The organism is Bifidobacterium sp. UTBIF-68 (genome assembly GCF_006408855.1).
In the GTDB taxonomy this organism is placed as follows: Bacteria; Actinomycetota; Actinomycetes; order Actinomycetales; family Bifidobacteriaceae; genus Bifidobacterium; species Bifidobacterium reuteri.
In genome coordinates, this window is record NZ_JFAN01000004.1 from 25,807 (window position 1) to 43,462 (window position 17,656).

General features: G+C 60.6%; 18 protein-coding genes. 4 read left to right on the top strand and 14 right to left on the bottom strand.

The genetic code is table 11. The annotated features are described in order from the left end of the window. Window positions 1-127 precede the first annotated feature (127 nt). Window positions 128-1,087 (top strand): aldo/keto reductase, encoded by a 960-nt coding sequence (locus tag BW14_RS01300; protein WP_140462724.1) that lies wholly within the window; start codon window positions 128-130, stop codon window positions 1,085-1,087. Window positions 1,088-1,119: 32 nt separating this feature from the next. Here the strand turns inward: BW14_RS01300 and BW14_RS01305 are convergent, their stop codons facing one another. Then, a complete protein-coding gene (locus BW14_RS01305) occupies window positions 1,120-1,614 on the bottom strand; it encodes a hypothetical protein (RefSeq protein WP_044090226.1) in 495 nt (164 codons plus the stop codon). A 197-nt stretch (window positions 1,615-1,811) separates the two neighbouring features. Here BW14_RS01305 and BW14_RS01310 point away from each other — a divergent pair, with 197 nt between their 5' ends. Beyond that, window positions 1,812-2,177 carry a YccF domain-containing protein gene (locus BW14_RS01310; protein WP_044090225.1) on the top strand — a complete coding sequence of 122 codons (366 nt, stop codon included), beginning with the start codon at window positions 1,812-1,814 and terminating at the stop codon, window positions 2,175-2,177. A gap of 109 nt (window positions 2,178-2,286) precedes the next feature. On the opposite strand, the gene BW14_RS12155 is transcribed toward BW14_RS01310, so the two are convergent. Next, window positions 2,287-3,384 carry a hypothetical protein gene (locus BW14_RS12155; RefSeq protein ID WP_044090224.1) on the bottom strand — a complete coding sequence of 366 codons (1,098 nt, stop codon included), beginning with the start codon at window positions 3,382-3,384 and terminating at the stop codon, window positions 2,287-2,289. A gap of 224 nt (window positions 3,385-3,608) precedes the next feature. On the opposite strand from BW14_RS12155, the gene BW14_RS01320 reads away from it, so the two are divergent. Beyond that, window positions 3,609-5,024: an amino acid permease gene (locus BW14_RS01320; RefSeq protein WP_044090223.1), complete on the top strand. Its 1,416-nt coding sequence runs from the start codon at window positions 3,609-3,611 to the stop codon at window positions 5,022-5,024. Window positions 5,025-5,167: 143 nt separating this feature from the next. On the opposite strand, the gene trpE is transcribed toward BW14_RS01320, so the two are convergent. The 12 genes from trpE to BW14_RS12160 all read right to left on the bottom strand — a co-directional run bounded on the left by trpE (window position 5,168) and on the right by BW14_RS12160 (window position 17,241). Further along, complete coding sequence (trpE, locus tag BW14_RS01325; protein WP_140462721.1) at window positions 5,168-6,724, bottom strand: anthranilate synthase component I; 1,557 nt, start codon at window positions 6,722-6,724, stop codon at window positions 5,168-5,170. 110 nt (window positions 6,725-6,834) lie between these two features. Beyond that, window positions 6,835-7,230 carry a phosphoribosyl-AMP cyclohydrolase gene (hisI, locus tag BW14_RS01330; RefSeq protein ID WP_044090261.1) on the bottom strand — a complete coding sequence of 132 codons (396 nt, stop codon included), beginning with the start codon at window positions 7,228-7,230 and terminating at the stop codon, window positions 6,835-6,837. Between the two features lie 44 nt (window positions 7,231-7,274). Beyond that, window positions 7,275-8,045 carry an imidazole glycerol phosphate synthase subunit HisF gene (gene hisF, locus BW14_RS01335; protein WP_044090221.1) on the bottom strand — a complete coding sequence of 257 codons (771 nt, stop codon included), beginning with the start codon at window positions 8,043-8,045 and terminating at the stop codon, window positions 7,275-7,277. A 206-nt stretch (window positions 8,046-8,251) separates the two neighbouring features. After that, window positions 8,252-9,421 (bottom strand): 23S rRNA (adenine(2503)-C(2))-methyltransferase RlmN, encoded by a 1,170-nt coding sequence (gene rlmN, locus BW14_RS01340; protein ID WP_044090260.1) that lies wholly within the window; start codon window positions 9,419-9,421, stop codon window positions 8,252-8,254. Between the two features lie 177 nt (window positions 9,422-9,598). Continuing rightward, a complete protein-coding gene (locus tag BW14_RS01345) occupies window positions 9,599-10,585 on the bottom strand; it encodes a phosphatidate cytidylyltransferase (protein WP_140489142.1) in 987 nt (328 codons plus the stop codon). Window positions 10,586-10,606: 21 nt separating this feature from the next. After that, on the bottom strand, window positions 10,607-11,158 hold the full coding sequence (gene frr, locus BW14_RS01350) for a ribosome recycling factor (RefSeq protein ID WP_044090219.1): 552 nt from the start codon (window positions 11,156-11,158) through the stop codon (window positions 10,607-10,609). Between the two features lie 80 nt (window positions 11,159-11,238). Further along, window positions 11,239-11,979, bottom strand: coding sequence for a UMP kinase (gene pyrH / locus BW14_RS01355; protein ID WP_044090218.1), 741 nt, complete (start codon window positions 11,977-11,979; stop codon window positions 11,239-11,241). 301 nt (window positions 11,980-12,280) lie between these two features. Continuing rightward, window positions 12,281-13,132, bottom strand: coding sequence for a translation elongation factor Ts (gene tsf / locus BW14_RS01360; RefSeq protein WP_140464130.1), 852 nt, complete (start codon window positions 13,130-13,132; stop codon window positions 12,281-12,283). A gap of 79 nt (window positions 13,133-13,211) precedes the next feature. Continuing rightward, window positions 13,212-14,045, bottom strand: a complete 834-nt coding sequence (gene rpsB, locus BW14_RS01365) for a 30S ribosomal protein S2 (RefSeq protein ID WP_140464132.1) — start codon at window positions 14,043-14,045, stop codon at window positions 13,212-13,214. A 289-nt stretch (window positions 14,046-14,334) separates the two neighbouring features. Then, complete coding sequence (locus tag BW14_RS01370; protein ID WP_044090215.1) at window positions 14,335-14,820, bottom strand: peptide deformylase; 486 nt, start codon at window positions 14,818-14,820, stop codon at window positions 14,335-14,337. Between the two features lie 7 nt (window positions 14,821-14,827). Next, on the bottom strand, window positions 14,828-16,918 hold the full coding sequence (locus BW14_RS01375) for a long-chain fatty acid--CoA ligase (RefSeq protein ID WP_140464134.1): 2,091 nt from the start codon (window positions 16,916-16,918) through the stop codon (window positions 14,828-14,830). A 125-nt stretch (window positions 16,919-17,043) separates the two neighbouring features. Next, complete coding sequence (locus BW14_RS12160; protein WP_223847867.1) at window positions 17,044-17,241, bottom strand: hypothetical protein; 198 nt, start codon at window positions 17,239-17,241, stop codon at window positions 17,044-17,046. Here BW14_RS12160 and BW14_RS12165 point away from each other — a divergent pair, their 5' ends adjacent. After that, the gene (locus BW14_RS12165; protein ID WP_223847866.1) at window positions 17,242-17,577 is read left to right on the top strand and encodes a hypothetical protein; all 336 of its coding nucleotides are present in this window, start codon (window positions 17,242-17,244) and stop codon (window positions 17,575-17,577) included. Window positions 17,578-17,656 lie beyond the last annotated feature (79 nt).

A 17,656-nucleotide genomic window follows, 5' to 3' on the forward strand; every position in this document is an offset into this window, starting at 1 on the left:
GGAACTGCGTGCAATCGCATTCCCGTATGCCGTGTCGCGCGCGACAATAATCGAAGCCGCATCCTGGACCGTCGCTCCGGTCGGGATGCGGCGACGATTCGCGCAAAGACGACGAAAGGATGTCAAGATGACCGATCAGCGAGTGAAGGTGGGCGACAGCGACCTGGAGGTGTTCCCGCTGGTACTGGGCGGCAACACGTTCGGCTGGACCAGCGACGAGGCGACCAGCCGCAAGGTGCTGGACGAGTACGTCGAGGCGGGCGGCAACTTCATCGATACCGCCGACGTGTATTCGGCATGGGCGCCGGGCAACGCGGGCGGCGAGTCCGAGATCATCCTCGGCCGCTGGCTGGCCGTGCGGTCCAACCGCGACGACGTGGTCATCGCCACCAAGGTGAGCGAGCACCCGCAGTACAAGGGCCTGTCGCACGACAACGTGATCGCCGCGGCGAACGAGTCGCTGCTGCGTCTCGGCGTGGACGCCATCGACTTGTACTACGCCCACTTCGACGACAAGAACACCCCGCTCGAGGAGACCGTCGCCGCATTCGACGAACTGGTCAAGGCTGGCAAGATCCGCGCGATCGGTCTGTCGAACTACACAGCCGATCGCATCGAGGAGTGGTTCTCCATCGCCCGCGAGCACGGCTACGCGCTGCCGGTCGCACTGGAACCGCACTACAACCTTGTGACCCGCGGCAACTACGAGCGCACGCTCGCCCCGGTGGCCGCACGCGAGAACCTCGCGGTGTTCCCCTACTTCTCGCTGGCCGCCGGCTTCCTGACCGGCAAGTACCGTTCCGCAGCCGACGCCGAGGGCAAGGCCCGCCAGGGCATGGTCGCCGACTACCTCAACGCCGACGGGTTCGCGCTCGTTGACGCGCTTGATGCGGTGGCCAAGGCGCACGATGCGCAGATCGCCACCGTGGCGCTGGCTTGGCTGCGTCACCGTCCGCAGGTCGCCGGCCCGATTGCCTCCGCCCGAACGCCCGAGCAGCTGCCCGCCCTGCTGGCTTCGGTCGCCCTTGACCTGACCGACGACGAGGTGGCCGCGCTCGACAAGGCGTCCGAACCGTTCGCCAAGTAATTGCCAGCGTTCGGATATAACGTGGACTGAAGTCACCCATTGCCGTGATCGACTTCAGTCCATGTCCGGCCGTCGTCGTTGAGCCGCAGATACCAAGCCATCGATTGCGGACCGTCGGGCAGTGACGGGTCTCTGCCATCGCAGTCGAAATCGACGGTCGCCATGAATATGCGGTCCCGCCCATATTGCTGGTATGCGTCATACACGGACGACCAGTAGTCCGGCGATTCACTCTTGGCCTTATCCTCCCAATCCAGCATCTCATCGGTCTTCGCTTCGTCGTAGGAGACCTTGTGCAGTGTGCAACCGGTGAGTGTGGAGAACGATTGCGTGACGGTCCTGCCGGCGGCGTCGAGCTGCGCCTTGGAGAACCGGGTGGAGGACGAGTAGGAGTACTGGACGTGCGACGTGTCTGCGGGACGATGCATCCACCATCGTGCGAATACGCATATCGCGACCACCAGTATCACTGTGACGATCGCGATGATGATTCCGTATCGATAACCCTGCCTGTCCTCGGATATCATTGTCGGATTCCCCCTTCCGAGCGTCAGCCATACATGTGCTTATATCATAGATTTGGCCATACCGAGACGTTCTGTCGCCTGATGGCAACAACGCCGACCGGATTTCGGGGTCGGTTCCGGGAAGTCCCTGATGATTCGGGACGCGGTCGTTTGCGATACTGTGATGTTGTCTGCAAACAATGGAAAGGGGGAATGGCATGCGACTCATCGGCAATATTCTGTGGATCATTCTGGGCGGCATCGAAATCGCCATTGGTTGGGCCATCGTGGGCCTTGTCCTGTGCGTCACGATTATCGGCATCCCACTGGGCATTCAGGCATTCAAGATGGCCGGACTTACGTTGGTGCCGTTCGGCAAAACGGTGCGGTACGGCGGCGGGGTCGGTTCCACGCTCGCCAATATCGTATGGGTTGTGCTGGTCGGCGTATGGATGGCGATCGGCTATGTGATCGCCGGCGCGCTCAACTGTGTGACCATCATAGGCATCCCATTCGGCATCCAGTCGTTCAAGATGGCCAAGCTCGCGCTCTGGCCGTTCGGCGCGCAGATCGACAATCTGTGACGGCCGGCTGTGAATACCATGCCGTCGATTGCACTGAAGGGACCTGCTTCCCGCCGCATCTACCGGGGTGATTTCCCACGGATCCGACGCCGAATCCGCCTTTAATCCATCACTGCAGCGCCTTGATAAGCGCCTGCATGGCGTCGTTGTTGGGCAGTTCGGATACGTTGGTGACCTGATCGGTCACGCCGTTCACCCCGAACCGTGAGATGGGGTCGCTGCCCAGATAGTCCACCGATCGGAAGCCGTGCCGCCGCCACGCGAGCTGCTGCACGTCCTTCGACTTCAGCAGATCAAGCAGTTTCTCCCCGTTGGCATCCAAGGCCATCAGCGTATGCGTGCTCCAGACGGTCGGGGTCGGGTAGGCGACCACGATGTCGTCCTTGACCTGGGCGAATGCGTCCGGATTGTTGACCGCCAGATCGAGGATCTGCGACTCATAGCCGACGGTCATCGGTTTGGAGCCCACGCCAAGCGTCAGAAACTGTGTGAACGAATCCTCGGAGCTGGTCTCCATCCATCCCGATTTGGCGAACAGGCGCTTCACGGTCGCGCCGTCGCGCGCCACGGAATCCACGGTGGCTGGCGTGCCGCCGTTGAGCACGGTGGCGATGAGCGCCGCGTACTCGTTGCCTGAATTCGATTGCACCGGATCGGTCGAGTCGATGCGGAACTGGCCGTACCCGGCCGCATACCCCACATCGGTCCATGATTTGTCCGCGACCATCGCATCCACGGCCTTGGCCATGTCCAACCGGTAGACGCCGGATTCGTCTTTGGTCATGAGTCCACCGGCGACCAGCCCGTCGGCAACGGCTCGATGCGTGTAGACGACAATCGGAGAATTGAACACGATGTCCTGTCGTGTGGCCTTCACGCCCTTGGACTTGCCGTATTCGACGGCCGTGCGCGAGGAGGGGAACAGGTAGTCGAGGCCCTTGCGGTCGGCGTCCATCATCGCGAGGCTTCCCGCCTTGCGGTAGTTCACGTCGAGGCCGGCTTTGGTCGCCAATGCCTTGAATTCGTCGTCATCGAACAGACCGATCTTCTCGCCGCCCAGATAGCCGTCCACCTTCACTGCCTGGACAGGTTCCGCAGGCTTGGGCTGGGACGAGCGCCACACCACCACGCCGAGCACGACGGCCACCGCCACGAGCAATGCGATCAGACCTATCACCTTCGTGGGCCAACGATGCTGGGTTTCCATCGGCTATGGACCTTTCCTCTTGCTGGGTGCCGCGTGCATGCGGCACCTTGGACACAGTGACAACGCCCGGACGGCACTGTAGTTCCGCTATCATTGTATGCCCGACATTACGCTTGACCCGTGTTCCCGGCCCCCATGCCCGGCCATAACCAGTAGTATATGAATTCGGCGTGAAAACGAGCAGCGCACGCACATCGACCACACACGATCAAAGGAGCCCAGACATGGCGGATGCCTGTGAAGGCGCAACCAGTGACGACAATGCCCAGAGCGGTCTCGAACGCAAGATGGAGTCACGCCATCTGACCATGATCTCTCTGGGAGGTGTGATCGGCACCGGATTGTTCGTCAGTTCCGGCTACACCATCCATCAGGCCGGACCGCTCGGCGCGATCCTGGCATACGCGGTCGGCTCCCTGCTCGTCTATTGTGTGATGGTCTCCCTTGGCGAGCTTTCCGTGGCCATGCCGTACGCCGGCAGCTTCCACATGTACGCCAAGCGGTTCATCGGCCCCGGCACCGCATTCACCATCGCCATCCTGTACTGGCTCAACTGGGCGGTGGCGCTCGCCAGCGAGTTCACGGCGGCCGGATTGCTCATGCAACGATGGTTCCCGGATTCGCCGGCATGGGTGTGGTCGGCCGTGTTCATCGTGGCGGTGTTCGCGCTCAACATCATGTCGGTGCGTCTGTATGGCGAGGCCGAGTTCTGGTTCGCCTCAATCAAGGTGCTGGCGATCACGGCGTTCATCGTCATCGGACTGCTGGCGATCTTCGGCGTGATTCCCATCGCCGGATACGACCACGCGCCACTGTTCGGCAACTTCAACGCCGACGGCTGGTTCCCGAACGGCTTCGCACCGGTGTTCTCCACGCTGCTCACGGTGGTGTTCGCGTTCTCCGGCACCGAGGTGGTCGGCGTGGCCGCCGGCGAAACGAAGGATCCCTCGCATGCGATTCCCAAAGCCGTGCACACCACGGTGTTCCGTCTGGCCCTGTTCTTCATCGGATCCATCGCGGTGATGTCCGCTCTGATCCCGTGGCATCAGGCCGGCGTGGAGACCAGCCCGTTCGTGCTGGTATTCCAGTCGATTGGTATGCCGTTCGCCGGCGACGTCATGAACTTCGTGGTCCTCACCGCCGTGCTGTCCGCCGCGAACTCCGGCCTGTACGTGTGCTCGCGCATGGTGTGGTCGCTGGCCAAGGAGCGTCTCATCCCCGCTCGGTTCGCCAAGACGAACTTCCACGGCGTGCCTGTGTGGGCCGTGCTGTTCAGCATGGCGGGCTCGCTATTGGCGCTGCTGTCTTCTGTGATTGCCGCCTCGACCGTGTATCTGGTGCTGGTCGCCGTATCCGGCTTGGCGACGCTGGTGGTGTGGTTTTCCGTGTGCGTGTGTCATATCCGGTTCCGCCGCGAATGGGTGCGTTCCGGGCGCAGTACCGACGAATTGGGGTATCAGGCCCCCGGATATCCGGTGCTTCCCTGGCTCGCCATGGCGATGTGCGTCGGCGCGCTCGTGCTGGTGGTGCTGGATGACACGCAGCGTTCCACGCTGTATTGCATGATTCCGTTCGTCGCCTGCTGCTACGGCGGATACCACCTGCTCGAACGTCGCCGCAGGCGCGGGAAACGTAACTAATAGAGCACGGCAGATGTGTTGTGCTCGACCTTGTTGGACCTTCCTGATCGCTGTGATGGTCACTATCGAGCACAATGAATGAGCCTTCTTGCCACAATGTGGATTGCGACAAGAAGGCTAATGCTCAGTTGTTCATGTACCGCTTACAGTTCGCGCAGCTGGGCGGCGATCTGGACGGCCTCGACACTGGCCTCGGCCTTGTTGCGGGTCTCCTGCCACTCGTTGGCGGGCACGGAGTCGAGCACGATGCCGGCACCTGCCTGCACGCTCGCCTCATGGTCGCGCAGGAACGCGGTACGGATGGCTATGGCCATGTCCATGTTGCCGGAGAAGTCGAAGTAGCCGACGGTACCGCCGTAGATGCCGCGATCGGCGGGTTCCAATTCGTCGATAATCTCCACGGCGCGCGGCTTGGGTGCACCGGAGAGCGTGCCGGCGGGGAACGCGGACTTGAACACGTCGAAGGCGGTCAACGAGGGGTCGACCCGTCCGGTGACGGTCGAGCAGATGTGCATGATGTGGCTGAAACGCTTGATGTCCATGAGCTGTACGACTTCTACGGACTGCGGCACGCACACCTTGCTCAGATCATTGCGCGACAAGTCCACGAGCATGATGTGCTCGCTGCGTTCCTTCGGATCGGCAAGCAGCTCCTTCGCGAGCTTCTCGTCCTCTTCAGGCGTGGCGCCACGTGGACGGGAACCGGCGATCGGGAACGTCATCGCATGGCCGTTGTCCACCTTGATGAGCGTCTCCGGGCTGGAGCCGATGACGTTGAAGTCGCGTCCCTGCGCGTCGGTGAGCGCCATGAAGTACATGTACGGGCTCGGGTTCAATGTGCGCAGCACACGATAGACGTCGAACGGGTCGGCCGGCGAATCGATGTCGAGGCGCTGGGAGATGACCACCTGGAACACGTCGCCGTCGACGATATGCCGCTTGGCTTCCTCCACGGCATGTTCGTAATGGCTTTTCTCGGTACGGAAACGCAGTTCGGGCTGCTTGACCGACTCGTCCAGCACGTTGACGCGTGCCTCGCCCTCGGTGGGGGTGGCGGCGTCGCGCTGCATACGATCCAGTCGAGCCACGGCCTCGTCGTAGGCGCCGTCCGCACGAGTGGGCTTGTCGTCCACGTTCACGGCGTTGGCGATGAGCCATACGGAACCGGAGACATGGTCGACCACGGCGATGTCGGTGGCGAGGGCGAGCACGGTTTCCGGCTGGCCGGTCTCGTTCGGGGCCGAGCCACGCAACGTCGGCTCCCAATGGCGGATGGCATCCCAGCCGACAGTGCCGACCAAACCAGAGGTCAGGTTCGGCAGCCCCTCCACATGCGGGGCCTTGAGCGTCTTCAGTGCGGCATGGGCGACTTCAATGACATCGCCCTCGTTGGGTACACCGGCCGGCACCTTACCCAACCAGTCGGCTTTGCCGTCGTTAGAGCGCAACTGGGCCATGGAATTGACACCGATGAAGCTGTATCGGCTCCAGGAACCGCCGAATTCCGCCGATTCGAGAATGAACGTGCCGGAGCGTCCGCCGGCGAGCCGCTCGTAGAAACCAACCGGGGTCAGGGAGTCTGCGAGCAGTCGGCGCACAATAGGAATCACACGATAGCCTTCATCGGCGAGTTCGTGGAACTGATCACGGCTAGGCCAAGTGGCTCCCCATGTAAGATTCTTGACGCTGCATTCGCTCATTATCGCTCCTTGACTGATATCCCAATTCACTGCATGTATTCCCGCAATACTAACCGTCCCTTGGCCGTGCTGCGTATGGCGTCCGCCGACAAAGGGAATCCGGCGTAAGCCTATTGCCCGGCAGGACGGTGGCCTTCGACCACGGGCAGCGGCCCTCCTTCGAGGAAGCAGCTGCGCTTGCCGGTATGGCATGCGGCACCCACCTGATCGACTTCGACCAGCAGCGCATCACCGTCGCAATCGAGCGAGACGCCCTTGACATACTGCACGTGGCCTGAAGTGTCTCCCTTGCGCCAGTATTCCTGACGAGAACGGGACCAGAACGTGACGCGCCCGGTGGTCAGGGTGCGCCGCAGCGCCTCGTCATTCATATAGCCGACCATCAGCACCTCGCGGGTGTCGTACTGCTGGATGACGGCCGCGACCAGTCCCTTGGCATCGCGCTTCAGTCGCGCGGCGATTCGTGGGTCGAGCTCGGTGGAATTGTCGTATTCGTGTTCTGCCATGTCGTTATATCCGTTTGCCTGCATTGTCCATGTATCGTACTTGTTCAGCGCACGGTGTAGCCGTGCTTCTTCAATTCCGCTTTCACATCGGCGATGGTCATGATGCCGTAATGGAACACCGATGCCGCCAGCACCGCGTTGGCGCCCGCCTCGATGGCCGGCGGAAAGTCCTCGACCTTGCCGGCACCGCCGGATGCGATGATCGGAATCTTCACTTCCCTGCGCACCGCACGAATCATCTCCAGATCGAATCCCTGCCGGGTGCCGTCTGCGTCCATGGAGTTCAGCAGGATTTCGCCGGCTCCAAGCTCCTCGGCCCGTTTGACCCACCAGATCGCATCGATGCCGGTGGATTTGCGGCCACCCATGGTGGTGACCTCGAAACCAGACTGGGTATGCTGTTCGCCCTGCTCGCGGCGGGCATCCACGGACAGCACCAGCACTTGGTTTCCGAATCGTTCGGCCACACGGCTGATCAGCGAAGGATCATTGATGGCGGCCGTGTTGACGCCGACCTTGTCCGCGCCGCAGCGCAGCAGCGAATCCACATCCTCGGGCGTACGCACACCGCCGCCGACCGTCATCGGGATGAACACCTGTTCGGCCGTACGGGAAACCACATCGATCATGGTCCTGCGATGCGAGCTTGAGGCGGTCACATCGAGGAACGTCAGCTCATCGGCGCCCTGACGGTAGTATTCGGCGGCCAGCTCCACCGGGTCGCCGGCATCCTTGAGGTTCTCGAAATGCACACCTTTCACCACGCGACCGTCATCGACATCCAGGCACGGGATGACTCGTACCGCCAGCGACATGCTCCACTCCCCTGTTCGGTTTCGCTTTGTACAGTGCTTCAGCCTACCTATCGGTCATTACATGAACCATATCGGCTTCTGCAATATGAGAATCATAAACGGTCACAACGGGTTTACGGCAAAACCACCTGCCGTACGCCCCTGAAGGAACGCCTTCCTCTCAAGAGGAAGGCGATAATCGTCACACAGGCATCAGTCGTAGGTCGTCAGCGCTCTTTGGCGGCAAGCTGGCCGCAGGCACCATCGATATCCTGTCCACGGGTGTCGCGCAAAGTGGCGGTGATGCCCGCGTCATGCAGGATCTCCAAGAACCGCGCCTCATCCTCCGGTTTGGAGGCGGTCCATCGGGAGCCCTCGATCGGATTGAGAGGAATGGGGTTCACATGGGCCCAGTTATCACCATAATGATTGAGTCGTTTGGCCAGCAGACGAGCATGTTCTGCCTGATCGTTGATGCCGCGCATCAACGCGTACTCAATGCTGACGCGTCGCTTGGAGGCAAGCCAATAATCATGAGCGGCGTCCAGCACCTGCGTGGTGTTGAAGCGTCGGTTCATAGGCACCAGCTCGTCGCGCAGTTCGTCGCTGGGCGCGTGGAGGGAAACAGCCAGACGCACAGGAAGGCCTTCGGCGGTGAGCTTTTTGATTCCGGGCACCACGCCTACCGTGGAGACGGTTATGTTGCGCGCTGAAATGCCGAAGCCTTCGGGAGGCATGGCGGAGATCTGCCGCACCGCGGACAGCACGGACTTGTAATTGCCCATCGGCTCGCCCATGCCCATGAACACGATGTTGCTGAGGCGGCCCGGGCCACCGGCGACTTCGCCGTCACGCATCATCTTCGCCGCCACGCGCACCTGTTCCACGATCTCGCCCGCCGACATATTGCGGGTCAGGCCCATCTTGCCCGTCGCGCAGAACGGGCAGCCCATGCCGCAACCGACCTGCGAGGATATGCAGAGCGTGGTGCGTGTCGGATAGCGCATCAGCACGGATTCAATGAGCGAGCCGTCGAACAGGCGCCACAGCGTCTTGATGGTGGTGCCTTGGTCGGCCACCTGCCGAGTGACTTCGGTGATGAGCTGCGGGAAGAACATCTCGGCCGCCTCGGCACGTTTGGCGGCGGGAAAATCGCTGTATTCCGCAGCATCCACATCGAAATGGCCGTAGTAATGGTTCGCCAACTGCTTGGCGCGGAACTTCGGCAATCCCAACGACTCTACGCCAGCGATGCGCTCTTCAGGCGTCATGTCCACGAAATGCAGCGGAGGCTTGCCACGGCGAGCATGGTCTTTGGACAGCACATCGCGGAAGGCGCCGGAGGTGCCACCGGGGGTGATGCCGGTTTCAGGTGTATCAATCTCATGTGCGGTCATGCCGAACTTCACTCTTACCTTGACGGGGAATACAAAATACCAACGAATTACCGATACCGACTATTCATGGACGGCTCTACTCACATTGTAATGGCGGTGCATCTTCATAGTCGCCGGTAAGATGCACCGCCACAATCAATCATTGAGCATTGCGTTATCGCCTCGTTTGTCAGCGTTCTACAACCCGGTGACCCACAGCAATGCGCACGTGAACGGGGCGCTCATCAGAATGGAATCCACACGATCCATCACGCCGCCATGGCCTTTGAGCAGATGCCCCATGTCCTTGATGCCGATGTCTCGTTTGAGCATGGATGCGCACAGGTCGCCGAAGGTGCCGACTGCGCCAATCAGTACGCCGGCGACGATTGGGACCCACCAACGGCTCGCCCAGATGGAGGAATCATAGGTGCAGAAGAACACCGCGAACGCCCCCGTCATGGCGAACAGCATCGATCCGATGAGGCCTTCGACAGACTTCTTGGGCGAGATGCGCGGACTGAGCTTATGCTTGCCGAGCCATGCGCCGGCGAATAATCCGCCAGTGTCGGAAAGCGCCGGCAGGAATACCAGCATGATGGCGTGCGCCACAGGATGATTGTTGAAGGTGAGCGGAATGATGATGCAGCTGGCCAGCAACGGAATGTACAGCACGGTGAGCACCGAGACAGCCACATGGCTGATACGGGAGTGATGCAACTCACCGCCGTCGTGATTGAACGAGGATTCCAGCCGGGCGCTGGCATCCGTGTTCGATAGTTTGCCTGCGACCGCGAGGGACAGACGGTTGCCGAAGCTGAGCTTGGCGCTCGCAGAAATGGATACCAGGATGATGGATACGATGACGCTCAGCGACATCGTGATGAGATGGTAGGGAGCATAGTAAGTCGCAAGCAACGTGAAGGACGAACATATCCAGAGCATGACGACGGGGATATGCAGGCCCACGGTGGCGAAATCCACACGGAGCTCCCACAATGCCAAGACCATGAACACCACGACCAACAGCACGAACAGGTCGATTCTGATGAGCAGACTGGCCAGGATCAGAGCAACCAGCACTACAGCCGTGCCGATGGCCTGTGGCATATTACGGCCGGTCTTCTTGTTGATCTGGTTCAGGGCCTCCTCGGCCTCTTCGTGCAATTGATCGTTACGTTCCATAATGCTCCCGGAGCTGATCGCTCAGACCTCCATGATCTCCTTCTGCTTGGTCTCCAGCAGAGCATCGATTTCATCGGTGACGGACTTGGTGACCTTGTCAAGGTCCTTGAGTAGACGATCGCCTTCATCCTCGCCCATATCGCCGTCCTTGACGGACTTGTCGATGGTTTCCTTGGTCTTGCGACGAATATTGCGGACGGCGACCTTGCCATCTTCGGCCTTGCCCTTGGCGAGCTTGACGTATTCCTTGCGGCGGTCCTCGGTAAGCTCGGGCATGGTCAGGCGGATGACGTTGCCGTCGCGGTTCGGGCTGACGCCGAGGTCGGAATTGCGAATGGCCTTCTCCACGGCAGCGGCCTGGGAAGCATCGAACGGGGTCACGGCAAGGGTACGGGGCTCGGGAACACCGATGGAGGCTACGGCCTTGATCGGAGTCGGTGCGCCATAGTAGTCGACCATGATGCCGTTGAGCAGTGCGGGATTGGCGCGCCCGGTGCGGATGCCCGCAAAGTTCTCCTTGGTGTTTTCCACAGTCTTGGCCATCTGTTCCTTGGCCTGATCGATGAGAGACATGCTAGTTACTCCTTAATGATTCGAATGGTGTTCTTCCATGAACGCTTGTTATCTGATTGTAGGCGTTCCTGCGCCTGCAATCAGTCAGCCACACGCGATTCCGCGCTGGAGACCAATGTGCCGATCTCCTCGCCGACGAGCGCCCGGGTCACGTTACCAGCACCTTCGAGTCCGAAGACACGAATGAGCTTCTTGTTGTCGCGTGCCATCGACAGTGCGGAGGCATCCATCACGGCCAAGTTGTCGACAAGCGCGCGCTTGTAGCTCAACGTCACGAAGCGCTTGGCGTTCGGATCCTTGCGCGGGTCGGCGGTGTAGACGCCATCGACGCCGTTCTTGCCCATCAGCACTTCGTCGCAGTGGATCTCAAGGGAGCGCTGCACCGAGACTGTGTCTGTGGAGAAGTACGGCATGCCGGCGCCGGCGCCGAAGATGACGACACGGCCTTTTTCGAGATGACGGATGGCTTTGAGCGGAATGTACGGCTCAGCGACCTGACCCATCGTGATCGCGGTCTGCACGCGGGTGGACTGGCCTTCCTGCTCCAGGAAATCCTGCAGGGCGAGGCAGTTCATCACCGTGCCGAGCATGCCCATGTAGTCGCCGCGAGAGCGATCGATGCCGGCCTGCTGGAGCTCCGCACCACGGAAGAAGTTGCCGCCGCCGACCACAATGGCCACCTGGACGCCCTGCTGCACTGCAGGAACGATCTCCTCGGCGATGCGACGGATGACATGGGTGTCGATGCCCACCTTGCCGCCGCCGAACGCTTCACCGGACAGCTTCAGTAGAACCCTACGAGGCTTGTCGCTTTCAGTCATGTGTGTTGCCTTTCCCTGAGACTTCATGGAAGTGCCTGCAAAATATCCGTAGACAAGGGTATCGGTTTACAACGACACCCCCGGCATTGACACCCCCCCATATAAGAAAACGCCATCCGAAGGCTTGCTCCGGATGACGTTTTCAATCAATGCGTCAAACTAGTATGCAGCTCCGTCAGCTCGTTGATTAATTCACTACCCCTCAGTCCCGCTTCGCGGGCCAGCTCCCCTGACAAGGGGAGCCAGAAGTATAAACAACGAATTAATGACGCAGGATACTAGGCGACAGTGAACCTGATGTTCACTCTTCCTCGCCCTTGCCGACCTCGATGCGGGCGAAGGCAGTGGCCTTGCCGCCCACTTCCTCGAACAGCTTGCCGACGGTCTTGGACGGATCCTTGACGAACGGCTGCTCGAGCAGCACGACTTCCTTGTAGAAGGCGTTGAGGCGGCCCTCGACGATCTTGGGGATGATCTTCTCCGGCTTGCCTTCGGCCTGGGACTTCTCGGTGGCCACGCGACGCTCGGACTCGACCACATCGGCCGGAACATCCTCGCGGGTGAGCCACTTGGCGCCCATGGCGGAGATCTGCAGAGCGGCTTCGTGGGCCACGGCGGCACCGGCCTTGTCGGTCGCGATCATGGCGACGATGCTCGGCGGCATCTCGGCGGACTTCTTGTGAGCGTAGATTTCGACGTGCTCGCCGGAGATCTTGGCGAACTGACCGATCTTGACGTGCTCACCGAACAGGGCTGCGGCCTCCTCGACTGCGACCTTGACGGTGGAGTCGCCGGCCTTGGCGGCTTCCAGCTCTTCGACGGAGCCGGCACCGGCAGCCACAGCGTAGCCGAGCACCTCATCGGCGAACTCGACGAACTTCGGGGTCTTGGCCACGAAGTCGGTCTCGGAGTTCAGCTCGACGGCGTAACCGGTCTCGTTGCCTTCGATCACGACGACCTTGGAGGCGATGGTGCCCTCCTGGGCCTTGCGGCCTTCACGCTTGCCGGCTGCGGCGATGCCCTTGGCGCGGATGATTTCCTTGGCGCGTGCCACGTCGCCTTCGGCCTCGGTGAGAGCCTTCTTGACGTCGAGCATGCCGGCGCCGGTGTCCTCACGAACCTGCTTGATCAGTGCGGCGGTAATTGCTGCCATTGATGTTCTCCTTTAAGAAGATTTTGCTTACCCAAAACAGATGGGAAGCGCTTGTTCAGGCACTTCCCATCCTAGAGCATCACTCGGCCTTCGGGGCCTCGGTTTCGCCTTCGGCGGCCGGAGCTGCTTCAGCGGCGGCCTCGGCGGGGGCTTCGTTGGTCAGAAGTTCCTTCTCCCAAGCGGCCATTGGCTGAGCGTCGTCGGCGGTCTTGTTGGCCTGGCCGGAACGCTCCAGCAGACCTTCCGCAACGGCGTCGGCCATCAGGCTGGTCAGCAGTTCGATGCCGCGGATGGCGTCATCGTTGGCCGGAATCGGGTATTCGACGATGTCGGGATCGGCGTTGGTGTCAACGATGGCGACGACCGGGATGCCGAGCTTGTGAGCTTCTTCGACAGCCAGGGCTTCCTTGGTGACGTCAACGACGAACATGGCGGAAGGCGTACGGTTCATGTTGCGGATGCCGCCGAGCTGCTTCTCCAGCTTGTCCTTCTCGCGCTCGAGCAGGAGGAGCTCCTTCTTGGTCAGGCCGGAGCCATGCACGTCGTTGAAGTCCATCTCCTCAAGTTCCTTGAGACGGTTCACGCGCTTGGAAACGGTCTGGAAGTTGGTCAGCATACCGCCGAGCCAGCGCTCGGAAACGTAAGGCATGTTCACGCGGGTGGCCTGTGCAGCGATGGCCTCCTGAGCCTGCTTCTTGGTGCCGACGAAGAGCACGGTGCCGTTGTGGGCGACGGTGGTCTTGATGAAGTCGTAGGCCTTGTCGATCATGTCGAGCGACTTGAACAGGTTGATGATGTGGATGCCGTTACGCTGGGTGAGGATGAACTGCTTCATCTTCGGGTTCCAACGACGGGTCTGGTGGCCGAAGTGCAGACCTGCCTTCAGCATCTCGCTCATAGTGATCTGAGCCATGGTAATACTACCTTTCTTGTCGGTTCTTGCCTGGTCATGCGCACCTGCGTGCAGCGGCTTCCCCGATCGCTCGAGTCGCCACCGACCGACACAGGCCGTCGCGAGCATGACGCGTATTTGTGGTGTGCCGGTCGACGATAATGGGTGGCTCCGAGCACCTGCGACTGCGCTCTTTGCCGGATGGCACACAAAATTTAAGAATATCATCAGATATGGAAAAGCGGCCACCCCAATAGTTATCGGAGCGGCCGCGTCCACTGATTCACCGCGGAGGCACCAGAATATCTGCTTATCGCTGATGCGTGCGCATGTACCTCATGGCTTCGCGACGCTCGTCCTTTTCGAGACGGTCAAGATAGACATGGCCGTCGAGATGATCGCATTCATGCTGAAGCATGCGGCCCATGAGGCCTGCACCCTCCAACACCACTTCCTTGCCGTCCAGGTCGATGCCCCGCACGCGGGCGTGATCGGCCCTTCGCGTCTTGTACCACAGGCCCGGCACCGACAGGCATCCCTCGTCGCCATACTGCTCGCCGGAGGTCTCCTCCAGTACCGGGTTGAGGATGTACCCGACATGTCCGTCGATGTTATAGGAGAACGCCCTGAGACTCACACCGATCTGGTTGGCGGACAGACCGGCACGGCCCGGATCGTTCACCGTATCGAGCAGATCCTGCACCAACCTGCGCACGGCAGGGGTGATTTCCCTGATCTCGTCGCATGGGGTGCGCAGTACCGGATCGGGCACGACTCGAATCTCACGAATGGCCACTGTGATGTCACTCCTCGTTCTTCTCGTTGGCGTCAGCCTGTGGTTGGCCTGCCATGCTCCCGGCATCGTCCGGCTCTTGCTCGGATTGCTCGGCTTGCTCGGATTCGGCCTTGGTCTTCTTGATTTTCTCCTGCACGCTAGCAAGCGAATCGGACACGCTGGATTTGACCTGTTCGGAGGCCTGCTTGACCTGCTCCGAAGCCTGCCTGACCTGTTCGGAAGCTTTCTTCACGGTCTCCGAAGTGCTGTCGATGATCTTGACGGTGGCCGGCAGCGGCTTGTTGGACGGCTTGGGGGCATACAGCTCATCTTCGATGACGGAATCGTACCGCTTGAGCACCTTGGGGCGCACCACCTTCATGCTCGGCGTCAGCGTTCCTCGCTCCTGGCTGAAGACCTCGTTGAGAATCACGAACTTGCGTACGGATTCGGCCCGGGAGACATTGGCGTTGGCCTGATCGATGTACTGCTGGATGAACGCGCGCACCGCATCGTTGTCCCTGGCCTCATCGAGTGTCATATTCGCGTCAAGCCCCTGGCCCGACAGCCACGAATGCAGCATGTCGGGGTCGAGTTCGATCAGCGCAGAAACGAAGGGCTTGCCATCGCCCACCACCACGGCATGCGACACGATCGGGCACGTGTTGATGATGTCCTCCATCGGCGCCGGACTGATGTTCTTACCGCCAGCGGTGATGATGATGTCCTTCTTGCGTCCGGTGATGAAGGTGAAGCCCCTGTCGTCGATGCGACCAAGGTCACCCGTCTTGATCCATCCGTCTGCGGTCATGGTCTGGGCGGTCAGCTCAGGCTGCTTGTAATAGCCAAGGAACACATTGGGCCCGGTGAGCTCGATCTCATCGTCTTCACCCAGACGCACGCCCATGCCGGGACCGGGCTTGCCCACGGACCCGACCTCGTTGTCGTCCTCCCAATTGACCAGCATCGGAGCCGCTGTTTCGGTCATGCCGTATCCCTGGATGAACGTGATGTCGTCCATGCCGTTGAAGAAGTGGGCGAGATCGACGTTGAGCGGTGCGCCTCCGCATGCGAGCCAGCGGAGGTTCGGTCCAAGCGCGGAACGAATCGACTTGCCGACCGTGGCCATGAAGAAGGAGTGGCTGATGCGGTCGAACACGGAATGACCATGTCCGGACTGCCCATCCTTGCTCCATTTGACGAAATGCTTCACCGACCGGGCGAATATATATCCCTGGATTCCGGCGCCGGCCTTCTGCGAAGCGGCGTTGTACACCTTCTCGAACACACGCGGGACACCGAGCAGATAGGTGGGTTTGAAGCTGCGGATGTCGGCGAGCAGATGTTTGGCGTTGGGGAGGTATCCCACGACTCCGCATCCGCCGATGCACACATACTGGATGTACCGGGCGAAGCAATGGGCGAGGGGCAGGAACAGCAGCAGGCGGTTGTCGTCGTACAGCATCCCCCGCAGGATCTCGTAGCCGTTGAGCACGATATGCGTGTAATTGCGGTTGGAGAGCATGGCCCCCTTGGGTTTGCCGGTGGATCCGGAGGTGTAGACCACGGTGAGCAGATCGTCGGCGGTGATGCGGGAGATGGCGGCGTCCAGCGTCTCGTCGCTGACGCCATGGCCGAAGTCCGCCACGGCGTCAAGTCCATCGGCCTGAAAGTTGAACACGTATTTCAGACCCGGATGACCGGCTCGAATCTGCTCGAGCGTCTGAGCTCGTTGGAAGTCCCCCGCAAAGGCGATCGCCGGGTCGACCTCCTCGATGATGCCGGCGGTCTGCTTGGCGGAATCCGTCTCATACACAGGAACCACGACCGCGCCGATCGCCGCGCACGCGAAATCGGTGACGCCCCACTCGTAGCACGTCGGCGAGTAGATCAGCACCATGCTGCCGGCCTTGACGCCAAGACCCAGCAGCCCCTTGGCCACTTCGCGCACGCGAGACAGCATCTGGGAGGCGGTGACGCCGTGCCATTGATGTGAATCGTCATCCTGCCACTCGGCGATGGTGTCGTCCGGCGTGCGGGCGGCGCGTTTCGACAACAGCGAGAAAACCGTGTCTTCATCCGTGGTGACGTATCTGGGTTGTTCAACATGTTCACGCATACGCTCCACTATAGGCGAAACGTCCTATGACTACGCCATACCCAGGCATCGGCCGTCTGGAGCACGGACGACATGTCGGAGATTGTCAGTGCGGCATGCAGGGGCACAAGGCGGATCCCGGGCTGCTATCCGAGATCGGCGAACACACACATCCAGCGTGAGCCTATGTACTTGAATTTGAGGTTCACGCGCAGGTTTTCCTGCCCGATGGTCATGAGTACGGCAAGCTCCATGATGGTGTCGCTGATGATCATGCCGTTGATCAGATTGGGGACTGTGGGCAGATAGCAGAATTTCGCTTTGATTTCAGGATGGGTGGCCATATGGATATCGAGCAGGTACTGCATGGTCTGCAATCGTTCCAGACAAGGCGCGGTCAACGCACGTTGCAGTCGGGCAACGCTCAGTTTTCCCCGGATGGCATCAGCGCAATTGCATGCGATCCGGCATGCGGCAAGCGCCATGGTGTGGCATTCCTGGCCGCTCATGCCACATGCGAACAACGGCTGTATATGGTAGCGAACCGGCCTTTCGGAAAGCTCGACGGTGATGAAACCGTCATAGCTTGGCAGAGGCGTGCGTTGATGATAGAAAAAGCCATTGTATTCCATGGCAGATCACCTGTGATTCCCTATTGCGACCCAACCGTCATTGGTTGAATCTGGACACCACATCACCACTTTGCGTCGTACATGTCAAACTACTTCGCTGATTGCAAAGAAAACGCCCTTGAAAATC